At 70.0% G+C, this 14,349-nt stretch carries 18 protein-coding genes and 1 rRNA gene; 8 read left to right on the plus strand and 11 right to left on the minus strand.

Annotation, left to right across the window (positions count from 1 at the left end; genetic code table 11):
* Both A7B18_RS07270 and A7B18_RS07275 read right to left on the minus strand, forming a co-directional pair.
* Positions 1 to 121: ribosomal RNA gene (locus A7B18_RS07270) — 23S ribosomal RNA — on the minus strand; the annotation flags it as partial.
* 236 nt (positions 122 to 357) lie between these two features.
* The gene (locus A7B18_RS07275) at positions 358 to 825 is read right to left on the minus strand and encodes an S-ribosylhomocysteine lyase (RefSeq protein WP_180970062.1); all 468 of its coding nucleotides are present in this window, start codon (positions 823 to 825) and stop codon (positions 358 to 360) included.
* A gap of 92 nt (positions 826 to 917) precedes the next feature.
* Between A7B18_RS07275 and lspA the strand changes: the two genes are divergently transcribed.
* Positions 918 to 1,439: a signal peptidase II gene (lspA, locus tag A7B18_RS07280; RefSeq protein ID WP_102126027.1), complete on the plus strand. Its 522-nt coding sequence runs from the start codon at positions 918 to 920 to the stop codon at positions 1,437 to 1,439.
* A 99-nt stretch (positions 1,440 to 1,538) separates the two neighbouring features.
* Here lspA and rpmB read toward each other — a convergent pair whose 3' ends face one another.
* Together rpmB and A7B18_RS07290 are read right to left on the minus strand one after the other, a co-directional pair.
* Positions 1,539 to 1,754 carry a 50S ribosomal protein L28 gene (rpmB, locus tag A7B18_RS07285; RefSeq protein ID WP_102126028.1) on the minus strand — a complete coding sequence of 72 codons (216 nt, stop codon included), beginning with the start codon at positions 1,752 to 1,754 and terminating at the stop codon, positions 1,539 to 1,541.
* 205 nt (positions 1,755 to 1,959) lie between these two features.
* A complete protein-coding gene (locus tag A7B18_RS07290; RefSeq protein ID WP_102126029.1) occupies positions 1,960 to 2,229 on the minus strand; it encodes a GlsB/YeaQ/YmgE family stress response membrane protein in 270 nt (89 codons plus the stop codon).
* A 301-nt stretch (positions 2,230 to 2,530) separates the two neighbouring features.
* On the opposite strand from A7B18_RS07290, the gene thrC reads away from it, so the two are divergent.
* Both thrC and thrB read left to right on the plus strand, forming a co-directional pair.
* Entirely contained in the window at positions 2,531 to 3,568 is a 1,038-nt protein-coding gene (gene thrC / locus A7B18_RS07295; RefSeq protein WP_102126030.1) for a threonine synthase, read from the plus strand.
* A 109-nt stretch (positions 3,569 to 3,677) separates the two neighbouring features.
* Positions 3,678 to 4,610, plus strand: coding sequence for a homoserine kinase (gene thrB, locus A7B18_RS07300; RefSeq protein ID WP_102126031.1), 933 nt, complete (start codon positions 3,678 to 3,680; stop codon positions 4,608 to 4,610).
* A 2-nt stretch (positions 4,611 to 4,612) separates the two neighbouring features.
* Here the strand turns inward: thrB and A7B18_RS07305 are convergent, their stop codons facing one another.
* Positions 4,613 to 6,925: an MMPL family transporter gene (locus tag A7B18_RS07305; RefSeq protein ID WP_102126032.1), complete on the minus strand. Its 2,313-nt coding sequence runs from the start codon at positions 6,923 to 6,925 to the stop codon at positions 4,613 to 4,615.
* A gap of 85 nt (positions 6,926 to 7,010) precedes the next feature.
* Positions 7,011 to 7,781 carry an APH(3') family aminoglycoside O-phosphotransferase gene (locus tag A7B18_RS07310; RefSeq protein WP_102126033.1) on the minus strand — a complete coding sequence of 257 codons (771 nt, stop codon included), beginning with the start codon at positions 7,779 to 7,781 and terminating at the stop codon, positions 7,011 to 7,013.
* Positions 7,782 to 7,844: 63 nt separating this feature from the next.
* Here A7B18_RS07310 and A7B18_RS07315 point away from each other — a divergent pair, with 63 nt between their 5' ends.
* The 3 genes from A7B18_RS07315 to A7B18_RS22850 are packed head-to-tail and all read left to right on the plus strand — an operon-like array spanning position 7,845 to position 9,926.
* A complete protein-coding gene (locus tag A7B18_RS07315) occupies positions 7,845 to 8,738 on the plus strand; it encodes a hypothetical protein (protein WP_102126034.1) in 894 nt (297 codons plus the stop codon).
* Positions 8,735 to 9,100 carry a hypothetical protein gene (locus A7B18_RS07320; protein WP_102126035.1) on the plus strand — a complete coding sequence of 122 codons (366 nt, stop codon included), beginning with the start codon at positions 8,735 to 8,737 and terminating at the stop codon, positions 9,098 to 9,100. Before A7B18_RS07315 ends, A7B18_RS07320 begins: the two co-directional genes overlap by 4 nt.
* 19 nt (positions 9,101 to 9,119) lie before the next feature.
* Positions 9,120 to 9,926, plus strand: coding sequence for a CDP-alcohol phosphatidyltransferase family protein (locus tag A7B18_RS22850; protein ID WP_102126036.1), 807 nt, complete (start codon positions 9,120 to 9,122; stop codon positions 9,924 to 9,926).
* Positions 9,927 to 9,972: 46 nt separating this feature from the next.
* Here A7B18_RS22850 and A7B18_RS07330 read toward each other — a convergent pair whose 3' ends face one another.
* From A7B18_RS07330 to A7B18_RS07340, 3 genes are all read right to left on the minus strand, one after another.
* Positions 9,973 to 10,647: a DUF2270 domain-containing protein gene (locus A7B18_RS07330; protein ID WP_102126130.1), complete on the minus strand. Its 675-nt coding sequence runs from the start codon at positions 10,645 to 10,647 to the stop codon at positions 9,973 to 9,975.
* A gap of 129 nt (positions 10,648 to 10,776) precedes the next feature.
* Positions 10,777 to 11,964: a low temperature requirement protein A gene (locus tag A7B18_RS07335; RefSeq protein WP_102126037.1), complete on the minus strand. Its 1,188-nt coding sequence runs from the start codon at positions 11,962 to 11,964 to the stop codon at positions 10,777 to 10,779.
* Positions 11,965 to 12,033: 69 nt separating this feature from the next.
* Positions 12,034 to 12,678, minus strand: coding sequence for an MBL fold metallo-hydrolase (locus tag A7B18_RS07340; RefSeq protein ID WP_102126038.1), 645 nt, complete (start codon positions 12,676 to 12,678; stop codon positions 12,034 to 12,036).
* Positions 12,679 to 12,804: 126 nt separating this feature from the next.
* Here A7B18_RS07340 and A7B18_RS07345 point away from each other — a divergent pair, with 126 nt between their 5' ends.
* Together A7B18_RS07345 and A7B18_RS07350 are read left to right on the plus strand one after the other, a co-directional pair.
* A complete protein-coding gene (locus tag A7B18_RS07345; protein WP_102126039.1) occupies positions 12,805 to 13,074 on the plus strand; it encodes a hypothetical protein in 270 nt (89 codons plus the stop codon).
* Complete coding sequence (locus A7B18_RS07350; protein ID WP_102126040.1) at positions 13,067 to 13,420, plus strand: type II toxin-antitoxin system PemK/MazF family toxin; 354 nt, start codon at positions 13,067 to 13,069, stop codon at positions 13,418 to 13,420. Before A7B18_RS07345 ends, A7B18_RS07350 begins: the two co-directional genes overlap by 8 nt.
* 38 nt (positions 13,421 to 13,458) lie before the next feature.
* Here the strand turns inward: A7B18_RS07350 and A7B18_RS07355 are convergent, their stop codons facing one another.
* The gene (locus tag A7B18_RS07355) at positions 13,459 to 13,896 is read right to left on the minus strand and encodes a putative toxin-antitoxin system toxin component, PIN family (protein ID WP_102126041.1); all 438 of its coding nucleotides are present in this window, start codon (positions 13,894 to 13,896) and stop codon (positions 13,459 to 13,461) included.
* On the minus strand, positions 13,897 to 14,301 hold the full coding sequence (locus A7B18_RS07360; protein ID WP_102126042.1) for a helix-turn-helix domain-containing protein: 405 nt from the start codon (positions 14,299 to 14,301) through the stop codon (positions 13,897 to 13,899).
* Positions 14,302 to 14,349: the final 48 nt, after the last annotated feature.

Below are 14,349 nucleotides of genomic sequence, written 5' to 3' on the forward strand. Positions count from 1 at the left end.
CCCATTCGGAGATCCCCGAGTCAACGCCTCTTTCCGGCTCGTCGGGGCTTATCGCAGGTAAGCGCGTCCTTCATCGGCTCCAGTGCCAGGGCATCCACCGTGGACCCTTGTTCTCTTGACCATTCTGTCTCTGTCCTCAACCCGTTCTCCCACAGGGAGAGACGGGTGAATTCGTGCATTTCTCGCTCGCACCTTCGCTTGTCATGCTGCTCGCCTCAACCGAGGCTCAGAAAAGATACAGGCCCGCCCCCGTCTTGTCAACACCTCCACCGCCCCTCTTCAGGTCGGGCGACTGCCGGAAAGCACACCCCCGGCGCGGAGGCCGGGGATATTGTCTGAGCGCCGCGAAGAGAGGGGTCAGCGTTGCAGCAGCACCGTCTCCTGGACCCGGAGGCCCTGGGCCAGGGCGTCACGGGCGTGCTGGCGGGCGGCGTTGAGGTCGTGGTCGCGGTAGTTGCCGCACTCGAGTTCGCTGACCCCGGGAATGGGACGGTCGTGAGCCTCGGTGTCGCGCAGGGCCGCCTCGAAGGCGCGCAGGACGCCCTGCTCATCGGGCTCGCCGATGACAGCCATGTACATGCCGGTGCGGCAGCCCATCGGAGAGACGTCCACCACATGGTCGAGGTGGTCGCGCAGATACCCCGCGAGCAGGTGTTCGAGCGTGTGGATGGCCGCCGGGTCGATGGCCCCCCGGTTGGGTTGCAGCAGCCGCAGGTCGTACTTGCTGATGCTGTCGCCGCGCGGGGTGGTTTTCACGCCTGCCAGCCGGACGTAGGGGGCGTGCACTCTGGTGTGGTCGAGGTCGAAAGACTCCACGTTTGCCATACCCTCCATTGTCGGGGGCTCCCGGGCAGACAATGTGAGGGCTGCGGGCGGGTCCACTCGGCAGAGGTGACCTGTCTCCCTATACTTCCCGGGTGCCGACCCTGCTCGACCGCACGCGCCCCTTCCCCGTCTGGGTGCCTCTCCTGATTGCCGCCCTCCTGGTCGCCGCCGATCAGGGTCTCAAGGCGTGGGCGCTCGCCAACCTGACCTACGGGGCGGCGCCCGTCGCCTTCCTGCCGGGCCTGCTGGAGTGGCAGCTCACCTTCAACACGGGCGCGGCGTGGAGCCTCTTTTCGGGCTCCGCCGTGCCGCTGGCCCTGGCGCGGCTGGCCGTGGGCGTGGGCCTGCTCGTCTACGTCACCGTGCGTCCGCAGGGCCGCTTTCTGACGGTCGTGCTCAGCATAATCGCCGCCGGGGCCATCGGCAACACCATCGACGGGCTGCGGCAGGGCAAGGTGACCGACATGCTGCACGCCCCTCCGCTGAGTGCGGTCACCCGGGCCGTGGGTGCCGGGGACTTCCCGATCTTCAACATCGCGGATTCCTGCGTGGTCGTGGGGACGCTGCTGCTCCTCATCGCCAGCGTGGTGCAAGACCGCAAGCGGAAGGTGTAATCGCTCGCCGGGGCCCAGGCCGCAGAGGGACAGCCCAGAACAGAAGCGCCCCCATCCGCTCGGGACAGGGACGCTTCGAGGCTGGGACTTGGCCTTGCCTCAGATCACGTTCTTGCGGCATTTCGTGCAGACGCGCATCCGCACGGACACGCCCGCCCGGGTGACGGTGAGGGGCTGGAGGTTGGGCTTCTGGGTCCGCTTGGTGATGCCGGTGGTCTTGCGACCGACGCCACCCGCCGCGCGGGCCTTACCGCGGCGAATGACCGAGTTCACGACAATTGGCCCCTTGCCGCACATTTCGCATACTTTGGACATCTTCGCACTCCTTCTTGAGCCTGACCCGGTGTTCTGCCACAGGAGGGGACCCTCCGGCTGGGGTGCCGGGAAGCGCCGCCGCGCCGGGCGGGATCAGGCAAGCCTTCCAAAGGTAGCACACCCCCGCGTCCGCTGGGTAGCCACCCACGCCACACCCACAAAAAACCGGGCCCCGTGAGGGAACCCGGTCGAGTGGAGAGCGAGCTTAACGCAGGACCTTGAGCGCCTTGAGGATGGCGATCAGGATGACGCTGCCGATCACACCCCAGATGATGCTCCAGAAGGAAAAGCCCGCACCCGCCGCACCCGCGCCGCCGATGTTGAGCAGGCTGCCGAAGATCCACTGGGCGAGGAAGGCCCCGACGATGCCGATCAGGATGTTGGCGACCGCACCCTGCTGGGCGTCCGTCTTCATGATCAGGCTCGCGAGCCAACCGCACAGCGCACCTACCAGAATAGTGATGATCCAACCCATGATTTGACCTCCAGGACGTTGAGTTTCAACGATCAACCACTCGTTGTGATGGCACAATGAGACTCGCACCCGGCTCTCAGTGTGTGGCATGCTACCTTCTCAAGGCTGACCCAAGGTGGGGTGGAGGTCCGGCGAATTCCCGCTAAGGAAGAGCTCCGAACACGTTCGGGGGGGCCTCATGTCTGACGGCAGGCTGACGCCCGCGTGGGTCTGCCCTGTCTTGACTCCTGGGAGCCGACCCGGGCCGTCACCGCTAGCATGGGCGGACCCGCCGCCGCCGTGCGGCACGGAGGAGCGCCCCATGCCCGGACTCATCGAACGCTACCGCGAATATCTGCCCGTCACCGACAAGACGCCTGCCCTCACCCTGCACGAGGGGAACACGCCCCTGATCCCCGCGCCGAGGCTCAGCGCCCACCTGGGGGTGGACCTCTACCTGAAGTACGAGGGCCTGAACCCCACCGGGAGCTTCAAGGACCGCGGCATGGTGATGGCCGTCGCCAAGGCGGTCGAGGCCGGGGCCGACACCATCATCTGCGCGAGCACCGGGAACACCAGCGCCGCCGCCGCCGCGTACGCCGCCCGGTCGGGCCTGAAGTGCATCGTGCTGATCCCAGACGGCAACATCGCGCTGGGCAAGCTCGCGCAGGCGATGGCGTACGGGGCCCGGATCGTGGCGATCAACGGGAACTTCGACGTGGCGCTGAGGCTCGTGCGGCAGATCAGCGACGAGCACCCCATCGCCCTGGTGAACTCGGTGAACCCCTACCGCCTGCAAGGGCAGAAGACGGGCGCGTTCGAGGTCGTGGACACGTTGGGGCACGCGCCCGATATCCTCGCCATCCCGGTGGGAAACGCGGGCAACATCAGCGCGTACTGGATGGGCTTCCGGGAATACCACGAAGCCGGGAAGAGCGGCGCCCTGCCGAAGATGTGGGGCTTTCAGGCGGAGGGGGCCGCTCCCTTCGTCCGCAACGCCATCGTGGACGAGCCGCAGACGATTGCCACGGCCATCCGCATCGGGAATCCGGCGAGCGCCCACCTCGCGCGGGCGGCGGTGCAGGAGAGCGGCGGACTCTTCGACATGGCGGACGACGACGAGATCATGCACGCCTACAACCTCGTGGCGCAGGAGGGCGTGTTCTGCGAGCCCGCCAGCGCGACCCCGGTCGCGGGCCTGCTGAAGATGCACGCCGCCGGGAAGCTCACGCCCGGACAGACGGTCGTCGCCGTGCTGACGGGCAACGGCCTGAAGGACCCCAACGCCGCCATGCGCGCGGTCGAGGCGCCCAGGGGCATCGAGGCGAACATGGAGCGGGTGTTGGAGAGCATTCTTTGAGGGTGAGGAGGCGGTGCGCGGTGCGCGGGACGCGGGGTGAGTGGGAAGTGGGAAGTGGGAAGTGGGAAGAACGGGGCGCCTCGGCTCTCCACGTGTTACGAGAGCAACCATGACCCCCTTCACCGTCCGCGCACCGGCGTCGAGCGCGAACCTCGGCCCCGGCTTCGACAGCCTGGGGCTGAGCGTTCCCCTCTTCACCACGCTGCGGGTGACGCCGCAGGACGTGACGGAGGTCGTGCCGCTGGGGCCCGAGCTGGAAGGCACGCCTGCCGACGAGAGCAACTACGTCTACCGGGCGATGCTCCTCGCGGCGAAGAGAGTGAAGCGGGACCTGCCGCCCGCGCGGGTGGAGATCGAGACGGAGGTGCCGCTGGCGCGTGGGCTGGGGAGCAGCGCCGCCGCGCTCGTCGCCGGGATCGTCGCGGGCAATGAGTTGCTGGGGCGGCCCCTGGACGACGAGGCGGTGCTCGACGTGGCGGCGCGCGAGGAGGGGCACCCCGATAACGTGGCCCCGGCCCTCTTCGGCGGGATCGTGGTCGCCACGCTCGACAGGCTCGGCACGCACTACGTCCGGCTGGAACCGCCCCCGAACCTCGGCGTCACCGTGCTCATCCCCGACTTCGAGCTGTCCACGAGCAAGGCCCGCGCCGTGCTCCCCAAGGAATACAGCCGGGCGGACGCCGTGCACGCCCTCTCGCACGCCGCACTCCTAGCCGCCGCGCTCTCGCAGGGTCGCCTCGACCTCCTGCGGCACGCGATGCAGGACTACATCCACCAGATCTGGCGCGCGCCCCTGGTGCCGGGTCTCAGCGACATTCTGGAGGAGGCGCACCGGCACGGCGCCCTGGGGGCGGCCCTCAGCGGCGCGGGGCCCACGGTGCTGTGCTTCCACGACACGCGGGAGGAGACGGTGAGGCTACACGCCTACCTGCACGGCGTCATGCGGAAGAACAGGCTGACGGGGCGGGTGGAAGACTTTCCCATCGACACTCGGGGGACCGTGGTGAGTCGGGAGCCGGGCGCGGCGCCGGAGGGGCGTTAACCTCAGCCGCCCTTCGCCCGCCGCTCGCTGCTCCGCACGGGGAGGGGAGCGCCCACCACAACCCCGGCGGGCGGCTCATGGTGCTCGATGCTGACCCTCGGGAGCAGGCGGTCGAGCCACCCCGGCAGCCACCAGTTCCACTTCCCGGCGATCTTGAGGAAGGCGGGGACGAGGACGAGGCGCACGAGGGTCGCGTCGAGCGCCACGGCGACGGCCAGCCCCAGGCCGATGCTCTTGTTGGCGACGACGCGCCCGGCGATAAAGGCGCAAAAGACGATGAACATGATCACCGCCGCCGAGGTGATGATCCGGGCGGTGCGGCCCACGGCGAGCACGACGGCCTCGTCGTTGGGGTGGCCGCGCAGCACCTCCTCCTGCACGCGGGAGAGCAGGAAAATCTCGTAGTCCATGCTCAGGCCGAAGAGGACCGCGAAGAGCAAGAGGGGCAGGCTGGAGTCGAGCACGCCCACGTCCTGCGGGATGCCGAGCGGCGCGGCGAGGAAACCGCCCTGCACCACGAGCGTGACGACCCCGTAGGCTGCCCCCACCGTCAGCGCGTTCATCACGATGCTCTTGAGGGGCACGAGCAGGCTGCGGAAGGCGACCATCAGCAGCACGAAGGTCGCCGCGAAGACGGTGAGGACGGCGGCGGGAAAGGCGTCCGTGATCGCGTGGCTGAACTCCCGCTCGCCGATGGGCGCTCCCCCCAGCAGGAAGGGAAAGCCGCTCGCCGCGAGGGTGGCGCGCAACCGGGTCTCGAAGGGGTCGATCTGGTCGGCGCGCAGGTATCGGTCGGGAATCACCGTCACCCGCAGCAGGGTCCGGTCGGCGCTGAAAGAGCGGCGGGTGAGGAGGCTCAGGGCGCCGAGCGAGTCCGTGCCCAGGCTCGCCCCACTCCCGCCCGCGAGGTCGGCGGGCGTCAGGAAAGGGCTGATCACGGTCTGCACGCCGGGCAGGGCGAGCAGGTCTTCCACCACCTCCCGGAAGCGGGCGCGTTCCTGCGGGCCGTACCTCTGCCCCTCCAGATCGAGGATGACCTCGAACTGGCTGAGGAGGCCGCCCGAGCCGAGGTCGCGCACATCGGCGAGTGCGTCGCGGCTCTCCACCCCCGGCGTGAGGCCCCACGCGCCCGCGTAGCCCGTCCGCATGTCCCGGGCCGGGAGGGCGAGCACGAGCAGGAAGAGGGTGCTGAGCCCCACCGCGAGCCAGGGCCGGGCCGTCACCCGCCGGGCGAAGGCGGTCCAGGCGCCCGAGGCCGCCGCGTTCTGGCTCCAGGTGAAGCGCAGGAGGCGGGGGCTGTTCACCCTTTCGCCGAGCAGGGCGAGGAGGGCGGGCAGGGCGGTCACGCTGGCGAGCACGGTGAGGAGGACGGCGAGGACGCCTCCCAACCCCATCGAGCGCACGAAGGCGATGGGCGGGAGGATCAGGGCGGCCATCGCGATGGCGACGGTCAGGCCGCTGAACAGGACGCTGCGCCCCGCCGTGAGGACGGTACGGGAGGCCGCCGCTCTTGAGTCCCCGTCCCGGGCGAGTTCCTCCCGGAAGCGGTTGACCATCAACAGGGCGTAGTCGATCCCCGCCCCGAGGCCGAGCAGGGTCACGACGCTCTGGGCGAAGGTGGAGACCTCCGTCACCCGCGTCAGCCCGTACACGCCCGCCATCGCCACGGTGATGCTCAGGACGCCGATTACCAGGGGCAGCCCGGTGGCGACGAGCGCCCCGAAGACGAGCAGGAGGACCAGCGCTGTGAGGGGCAGGGCGGCGAACTCGCTGCGTTTGGTGTCGCCCTCCGCGAATTCGGTGAAGTCGTCCGCGATGGCCTGCCCGCCCGTCACGCGCACGGCGAGTCGGCCCGCCCCCGCCTCCCGCTCGGCCTCGTCGGCATAGGCGCGCACGCGGGCCAGGGTCTCGGTCGCGCCCTCCAGCAGCGGAATCTGGGCGACGGTCAGGGCCAGGGCGCCGTCCGGACTCACGGTGGGCACGGCCCCCTGCGCGCCGCCGGGCAGGACGCGCGTGACGCCCTCGACCTCCCCCAGTCCCCGGATGAAGCGGTCGTGGGTGGCCCGGCCCTCCGGCGTGGTCAGGGGCGGATTGAGGCGGGTGACCAGCAGGGCGGTGTTCGTGTCCGTCTCGCCGAACCTCTCGCGGAGCAGGGTGGTGACGCGGGTGCTCTCGGCATCCTTCAGGGCGCCGGGGTTGGCGCTCAGGGCACGCGGGGCGAGGGAGGCGGGGTAGGCGCTGAGCAGGGCGAGCAGCACCCAGCAGGCGACGACCGGCCAGGGATGACGGGCGACGAACCGCGACAGGAGACGCACGGGAGGCAGTAGAGCATGGGGGCGGGAACCGGACAGGGCGGAAGAATGCAAGCTCGGCGGCGCGGCGGGTCGGGCGCCGCTCAGCCTAGAAAAACTCGTCCGCCAGCCGGTAGTACGCCAGTTTCCGCTCGTCCACGAGTGAGCGCCCGTACGTGTCGAGGAAGCGTTCGGCGTGTTCCGGCCCGAGGTTGCGAATCAAGCTGCGGTGCGCCAGGGCGAGGTCGGCGTGGCGGTCGGCGATCCCGGCGCGGCCCACATCCACGAAGCCTTCGACGTACTCACCGCTCACGATCAGGTTGGGGAGGCAGGCGTCCCCGTGCGTGACCACGAGGTCTTCCGACTCGGGGCGGGTGCGGACGAGTTGATTGAAGACCTCGGCGGCGCTCTTTCCGAGGCGCTCGTCGTCGAAGTCCTCCTCGTCCACCAGCCCCGCCGCCACCCGTTCGCGGGCGAGGCGCAGCATGACGGGCAGGGTCATGGTGAAGGGGCACTCGCGCACGGGGAGGGCGTGGAGTTCGCGCAGGGCGCGGGCGAGGAGGCTGACTGCCCGCTCGGGGTGGAGCAGGACGTCCGGGTCGCTCATGGGAAGGCCGGGCAGGCGCGTCATGGCGAGGTATTCGTGTTCGGCGGTCGTCTCGTAGCCCACGACCGCCGGGACAGGCACCCGGCCCGTGAGCCAGCGCAGACGTTCGCGCTCCTGAAGGAGGGAACTCGACGGCAGGCCGCCGCGCACCTGAACCTTCACCACGTACCGCTGGCCCCGCCACACGCCCGCGCCGCTCTCGCCGTGGGTGACGGCCTCCCAGCGGGCGGCGGGGAGCACGCGGCGCAGGGAGTCGGGGAGGCTCAGGGTCATGCGGGGCAGGATACGGGAAGGTCGTCCCGTCCCCCATCCTCCCACCCCTGTAGACTGCCCGGGATGAAGGTCGGTCTGCTGAACTCGCTGGGCACGCGACATGCCCGCTACTGGGCGGCGCTGCTCAGGGAACTCGGGGTGGAGACGGTGACGCCCTCCCTCCCCACCGGGGAGGCCCTCGCGCTGGGCCGGGAGAGCCTGCCGGGAGAGCCGGTGCAGGTGCAGCTCGCGCTGGGGCGGATTCTCGAACTCGGGCGGGTGGACGCCGTGCTCGTGCCGAGGGCGGCCCCGGTGGCGAACGACGCCTGGGGGGAGGCGCTGACCGAACTGCTGCCCCGGCGGCTCAGCGGCCTGCCGACCCTGATTCCCCTGCCCGAGGGCGGCGACGAGATGGCGGCGGCGGCGATGGACCTCGGGCAACGCCTCACCCGCAACCCGGGCCGGGTGCGGCTGGCGCTGGAGCGCGTCAAGCCGCTGGCGTCGGGGGGACGCGAGGAGATGCCAGCCCTGAGCCGGGCCTCGCGGGTGACGGTCGCCGTGATCGGCCCGCGTGCCCTGCTCGGCGACCCGGACCTCGGCGGGGGGCTGCGCTCGGCGCTGGAGGGGCTGGGCCTGCACCCCGTCTTCTCCTCCGAGCTGCCCGCCTCGCAGGTGGCGGCGCGGGGGGAGCGGATGGAGCGGGCGACGGCTCCCGCCGGGGAGCGTGAACTCTTCGGCGCCCTCAAGTTGCTGGAAGGCAAGAGCGCGGTGCGGGGCGTCCTCTTCGCGTCTCCCGCGCGGGACGGGGCGCACCGGGCGGCCCTGAACCGCCTCGCCGGACAGACGCACAAGCCCGCGCTGGTGATCGACGTGGACGGCGGGCAGACGGAGTGGCCCGAACTCGTGGGCTTCCGCGACCGGGTGACGCTGGGGGCGTCGGCGCGGGCGGCCACGGGCGCGGACGGGGGGGAGGCGTGAACTTCTGGCGCTGGCTGACCACCCCCGACCCCGAGCCGGGTTTCACGCGGCGCAAGCTCGGGCGGCTGCTGCTGCGGGTGCTCCTCTTCACGGTGCTGGCGACGGTGCTCTCGGCGCTGCTGCGCGTGGTCGGGCTGGGGCCGTACCTCGACACGTGGTGGGGCACCCTGCTCTTCGTGCTGGCGCTGTACATCCCGCTCGCGCGCTTCCTGAACGTGGACACCTTCGCGCCGCGCCGGACGGTGGGGGCGGCGGCGCGGACGGGCACGAAGGGCAAGACGACGAGCGCTGAGCGCCGCAAGGAGCGCAACCGGTACGCGGGCGTCCGCAAGGGACCGCCGCACAGTGGCCGCAGGCGCTGAGGAGCACCCGTCCGCCGGGGTGGAGCCCTCCGGCCACCCACCCTCCCCGCCGACCCACGCCAAGGCCCGCCCCGCCCGCGAGTGGGTGTGCGAGGGCGTGTTCCGACCCCTCGCCGCGCGGCTGGTGTCGCCGCTGGCCCAGCGGGGCATTAATCCCCTCCACGTCGTGCTGGCCCACACGGCGCTGGGGGTCGGGGTGGGCGTGCTCCTGCGGCGGGGGCACCGGGTCACGCCCGCCGTGCTCCTCCAGGTCAAGACCCTGCTCGACAACCTCGACGGGCAGCTCGCCCGCGCGACCGGGCAGACGACCGAGACGGGGCGCTACCTCGACACCGAGGGCGACCTCCTCGTGAACGCCGCCGTTCTGGTGGGCCTCGCCGGGTGGTGGGGGGTGCCGCTCACGGTGCTCCAGAGCCTGATCCTGAGCGTGGACTACCTGTGGGAGCGCGACCACCGGGAGGCCCGGGGCGAGGTCTTCCGCGATCCGCCCGCCCAGGCGGGAGACGACCCGCGCGTCCTGGCGGCCCTGAAGAGGGGATACGCCCTGTACTTCACCCCGCAGGAGCGTGTGCTCGGGGCCCTTTTCGAGGGGCGGCTGCGCGCGGCGGCAGGCGGGCCTCCCACCCCCGACGACCGCCTCGCCTACACCCCGCGCGAGATCAACGTGGTCGCGGTGAACCTGGGGCTGAGCACCCAGCTCCTCGCCCTGGGGCTGTGTTTGACCGCGCGGCGGCCCGGCGTGTACCTATGGAGCCTGCCCGCCCAGGCGCTGCTGCTCGCGGGGGTGCAGGGGTGGCGGGAGGGGCGGGTCAGGGGGAAGTGGTGAGTGGTCAGTGGTTCGGGTCCTCTTTTCACCACTCACCACGAGCCACTCACCCCTCCTCCAGCGGGTAGGTGCGCGCCGCCCGCACCGCCAGCACGATCAGGTAGCCGTAGAACACTATCACCCCCACGAACACCAGCCAGCCGGGGAAGTTGCCGATGTCGGCGAGCGAGAGCGCTTCGGGGAATTCGAGCACCCAGCCCTTGGGCTGCGACAGGTCGAGCTTGGCGAACCACGCGAAGAGCACCGCCGCGTAGATCCACAGGTAGTTGCGGTTGAGCCGCCAGCCCAGGGCGTCGGCGCGGCTCATCGGGCTGCGGGGCTTGCCGAGTTCGGCCAGCAGCAGTTGGTGCCAGCCGGGGTCCACCGCGTCGCCGAGCATCGCCGGGTAGAAGAAACGCTCCATGATCCGCACCCGGTGGTGGGCGATCTCGAAGGTGCGGAATCTCCGGGCCTCCAGCCGCAGGAAGTAGTAGTTCAGGAACATGGCGAAGAGGAAGGTGACGTGGCTGTTGTCGGGGTTCCCCAGCGCGAAGGAGGCCAGACCGGCGGTGGTGACGACCGCCCAGTTCGTCGTCGTGTCGAGGCGCTGGCGGTAGGCGGTCATCTTGCCGACCTCGGCGCGGTAGAGGTGGATCAGGGCGTTGGCGGTGTTCGTGCTGTAGCTCAGCTCGGTCAGCGCCCGGTCCAAGACGGCGCCCTGACCACGCCCTACGCCGGGCACGGGCGGCACCTGGGGCAAGTGGACGGGGGCGGGAGGCGGGGGGGCGTCACCCCTTCAGGGTAAAGCTCCCCGTGGGGCAGGCATGAGGGGCGCGCGTCCTTCTGTCCCCATTCCCCCCCGACCTCCCCGTCAGTGCATGTCGGTGCGCCCGACGTTGCCGCTGGCGAACCACGCCCGCACCCCCAACCCGGCGTGCAGGAGGTGCAGGAAGATCAGCCCCAGCACCAGCCCCGAGAGCGAGGTCAGGAAAAGGGGCAGCGTCAGCGCGACCCCCGCCGTGAGCAGGCGCAGCGGGGCGAGCTGGCGGGCGGTGAAGAGCAGCTCCTTTTCCGGCTCCAGCGTGAATTCCAGCCCCATGCAGGCGAGGTAGAACAGCGCGAAGCCCCCCGCCAGCAGCCAGCGCACGCCCGGCTCGGCGGGCCCCTCCACCGCCACGGCGTGCTCGACCATCGCGCCGATCAGGGTGATCCCGACCACGAGGGGCAGGTGGAGGTAGGACCACGCCAGGAAGCGCCAGCGGTTGTGCGAGTCGGGCTCCCGCCGACCGATGTAGTCGAAGTAGACCCACCACAGCCCGAAGCCCAGCAGCAGGCCCAACACGAAGCGCAGCACGGTCACCGGGCCCAGGGTCTCCACCTCCGCCAGCCCGTTCACGACGCCCACGAGGCTCTCCCCGAGCACGATGATCACGAAGAGGCCAAAGCGTTCGGGCAGCTTGCGCGCGGGCGCGGGAAAGACGCGCGGCTGGTCGGCGAGGGTCAGCAGCGGCGTCACGAGGTCGATCAGGAGCCCCACTCCCTTGAGGATCAGCGCCAGCGGGCCGGTCAGGAAGGCCGCGACGGTCCAGAGGACGATGCTGGCGCTGAAGCCGCGCACGTACACGTCGGTGACGGGCCGCACCCCCGGATTGTGCCGCCCCGCCCGCCACCACATCCATGTGATCAGCGCCCGGGCGAAGGCGTACGACAGCGCGAAGCCGGTCGCGGTCTTGCCCAGCCCGTACTCGGCGGTCGCGGCCATCCCCGCCACGGCGAGCATCTGGAAGAAGGTGACGGCGCGGAAGCTCAGGTCGTAGGTCTCGAAGCGCTCGTTGTAGTACGCGACGCTCAGCCACACCCACCACACCGGGACGAACAAGAGCAGGAACTCGCCCAGGCTGCGCGCGTCGGGGTGCCCCGCGAGGTGGTGCGCCAGCCGCGAGATCACGACCACGAAGACGAGATCGTAGAAGAGTTCGAGCCAGGTGACCCGCCGGGCATCCTCCCCGGGGGCGTGGAGCTGCGGGGTCTGCCACCAGAGCCGGACGTTGCGCCACATGCCCGGACCTTACTCCGCCCGCCCGCCGGGTGTCCTCCTGGCCGAATGGGGAGGGAGAGCCGCGACGACTCAGCGCAGGAAGGGGTTGGTGCGCCGCTCGGCCCCTATGGTCGTGGCCGGGCCGTGGCCGGGGTACACGGCGGTCTCGCCCGGCAGCGACAGCAGCTCGCGCGCGATCCCCGCGAGCAGTTGGGGATGGTTCCCGCCCGGCAGGTCGGTGCGCCCGATTCCGCCCTGAAAGAGCGTATCGCCCGCCACCACGAAGCCCTCTCCGACGAAGACGACGTGCCCCGGCGCGTGTCCCGGCAACTCGCGCGCGGTGAGGGTCAGGTCGCCCGCCTGGAAAGTCTGCCCCTGGGTGATCTCGTGCTCGGGCGCCTCCGGCTGGATGAACGGCAGGTTCCAGCGGGCCGCCGACGCCGCGCCCAGGCGGTAGAGGGGGAGGTCGGCGGGGTGGAGGGAGACGGGCACCTCCAGCGCCTCCCGCACCGGCTGCACCGCGCCGATATGGTCGAAATGCGCGTGGGTGAGGAGGATGCCGCGCACCGTCACGCCCGCCTCGCGCACGAGGGCCAGCACCCGCTCGGCCTCGTCGCCGGGGTCGAAGAGAAAGCCTTCGCCACCCTGCCCCGCCACGAGCACCGCGTTTTCCTGCAAGGGCCCGGTCGGGAGGGTCCAGACCTGTGCCGTGCCGTGTTGCCTCGCTCTCGTCATGAGGAGGAGTGTAGATGGGCAGGAGAACCCCAGGATCGGCACCCGCCTCTCCGGCCAAGCAGGCACCCAGGGTCTTGGGTCTGTACCACCCATAAGTGGTACGAAGTGACGGTATGATTTTGGAATATGGCCCCCTCGACGGAAAAAATTAAGGTCACCCACACGCTTACCCGCCACACCCACAGTCGGGTGCGCGAATTGGTGCAGCGGGGGGAAGTCAAGGACGTGAGCGCCTTTATCGAGCAAGCGGTCGAGCAGGCCCTGCGTGAACACAAGCTGCGGAATCTCGCGCTGGAGCTGGAAGCTTTCGAGGACCCAGACTACGCCGCCGAGGTCGCGCGCTTGGGAGAAGAGGGCATGGAAGACCTCCGGGTGGAGCTGAACCGGCGTGGCTGAACCGCAGCGCGGGGAGGTCTGGCAGGTGCAGTTCAATCCTTCGTTACAGAGCGAGGGCAAGGATCAACACCCGGCGGTCATCCTGAGCATCGACGAATTGAACCGCTCAAAAATGCCCTTGACGACCGTTGTGCCCCTGACGAGCGTGCCCCCGAGACGTGAGGGGATGTTGAACGTGCGGGTGGAACCCACCGACGACAACGGCCTCACCAAGATCTCGTGGGCGCAGCCGCACATGATCCGGGCCATCAACAAGGATCTGCGCTTGGTGAGGCGCCGGGGCGTTCTCGCGGCGGCGGACTTCGAACGCATCGCTCAGGCGGTGCGGGATGTTCTGGGGCTTTAGGGCGAGAGGGGCCCGTCGAATGCCCGGTTGCCGTGACGTTAGATCACGCCGAGCCGCACCAGTTCCTTCGGCTCATATACCGGCAACCCGAGCTTGTCGTGCATCCGCAGGAGATGTTTATCCTTCGTGACAAGTGCCTCGGCCTCTGAGGTCATCAACAGGTTGAGTAGATACCAGTCTTTCGGGTCCGGGCAAGACGGCCAATCGAACGACTGCACCCGCTGCACCACCTCCGCCACTTGAAGCAAGTCGTAGGCAAGCCCGAACGCCTCGGCGGCCGTGAGCCCACCACCCAGCGACAACACATTCTGATACGTCAACACCCGCCGCAATTCCACAAAATGCTCCTCGCCCAACACGAACACCACGTCGAAACGCTTTGCCGCAAGCAGCAGGTCACGGGCGGGACCGCGTGGGCTCGTCGCGCCGCTAAGAATGACGTTCACGTCTGGGATCACACGGGGAGCATCCGGCACTCAGCCTGCCCGCTTCCTGGTCAGGAGCCGTCTACCGAACTTCCGCACGATCTCCTCCCTGGTCGGCTCAGGCAGACGGGGGCGATCATCGGGCTCGTCCGTTCGCTGAGAGCGTGCCCACTCGATGGCCCGCTCAATCAGCTCCTCGCGCTCCTCATCGGAGAGCACCGAGAAGACCTCCCGCAGCCGGTCGAGGCTGGGTGTCGCCACAGGCACACGCCGCCCGAGCCGGGCATCGACGGCAGCCTTTGGGACGCGGTAGCGCGGTCGCCCGGTCGGGGTGGTGCCAATCTGGATGGCTTCCAGGTCGCCTTCCCTGATCTGGCGCCGCACGGTGTCGTCGCTCACGTGTAGGAGCCGCGCGACCTCGGTGACGGTAAGCAGGGCTTGAGGCTTGGGAGTCATGGGGCCAGTTTACCGCAAAAGCCGCAGACTCCGCAAAACACGGTACAA

The sequence above is a fragment of the Deinococcus planocerae genome (assembly GCF_002869765.1).
Lineage (GTDB): Bacteria > Deinococcota > Deinococci > Deinococcales > Deinococcaceae > Deinococcus > Deinococcus planocerae.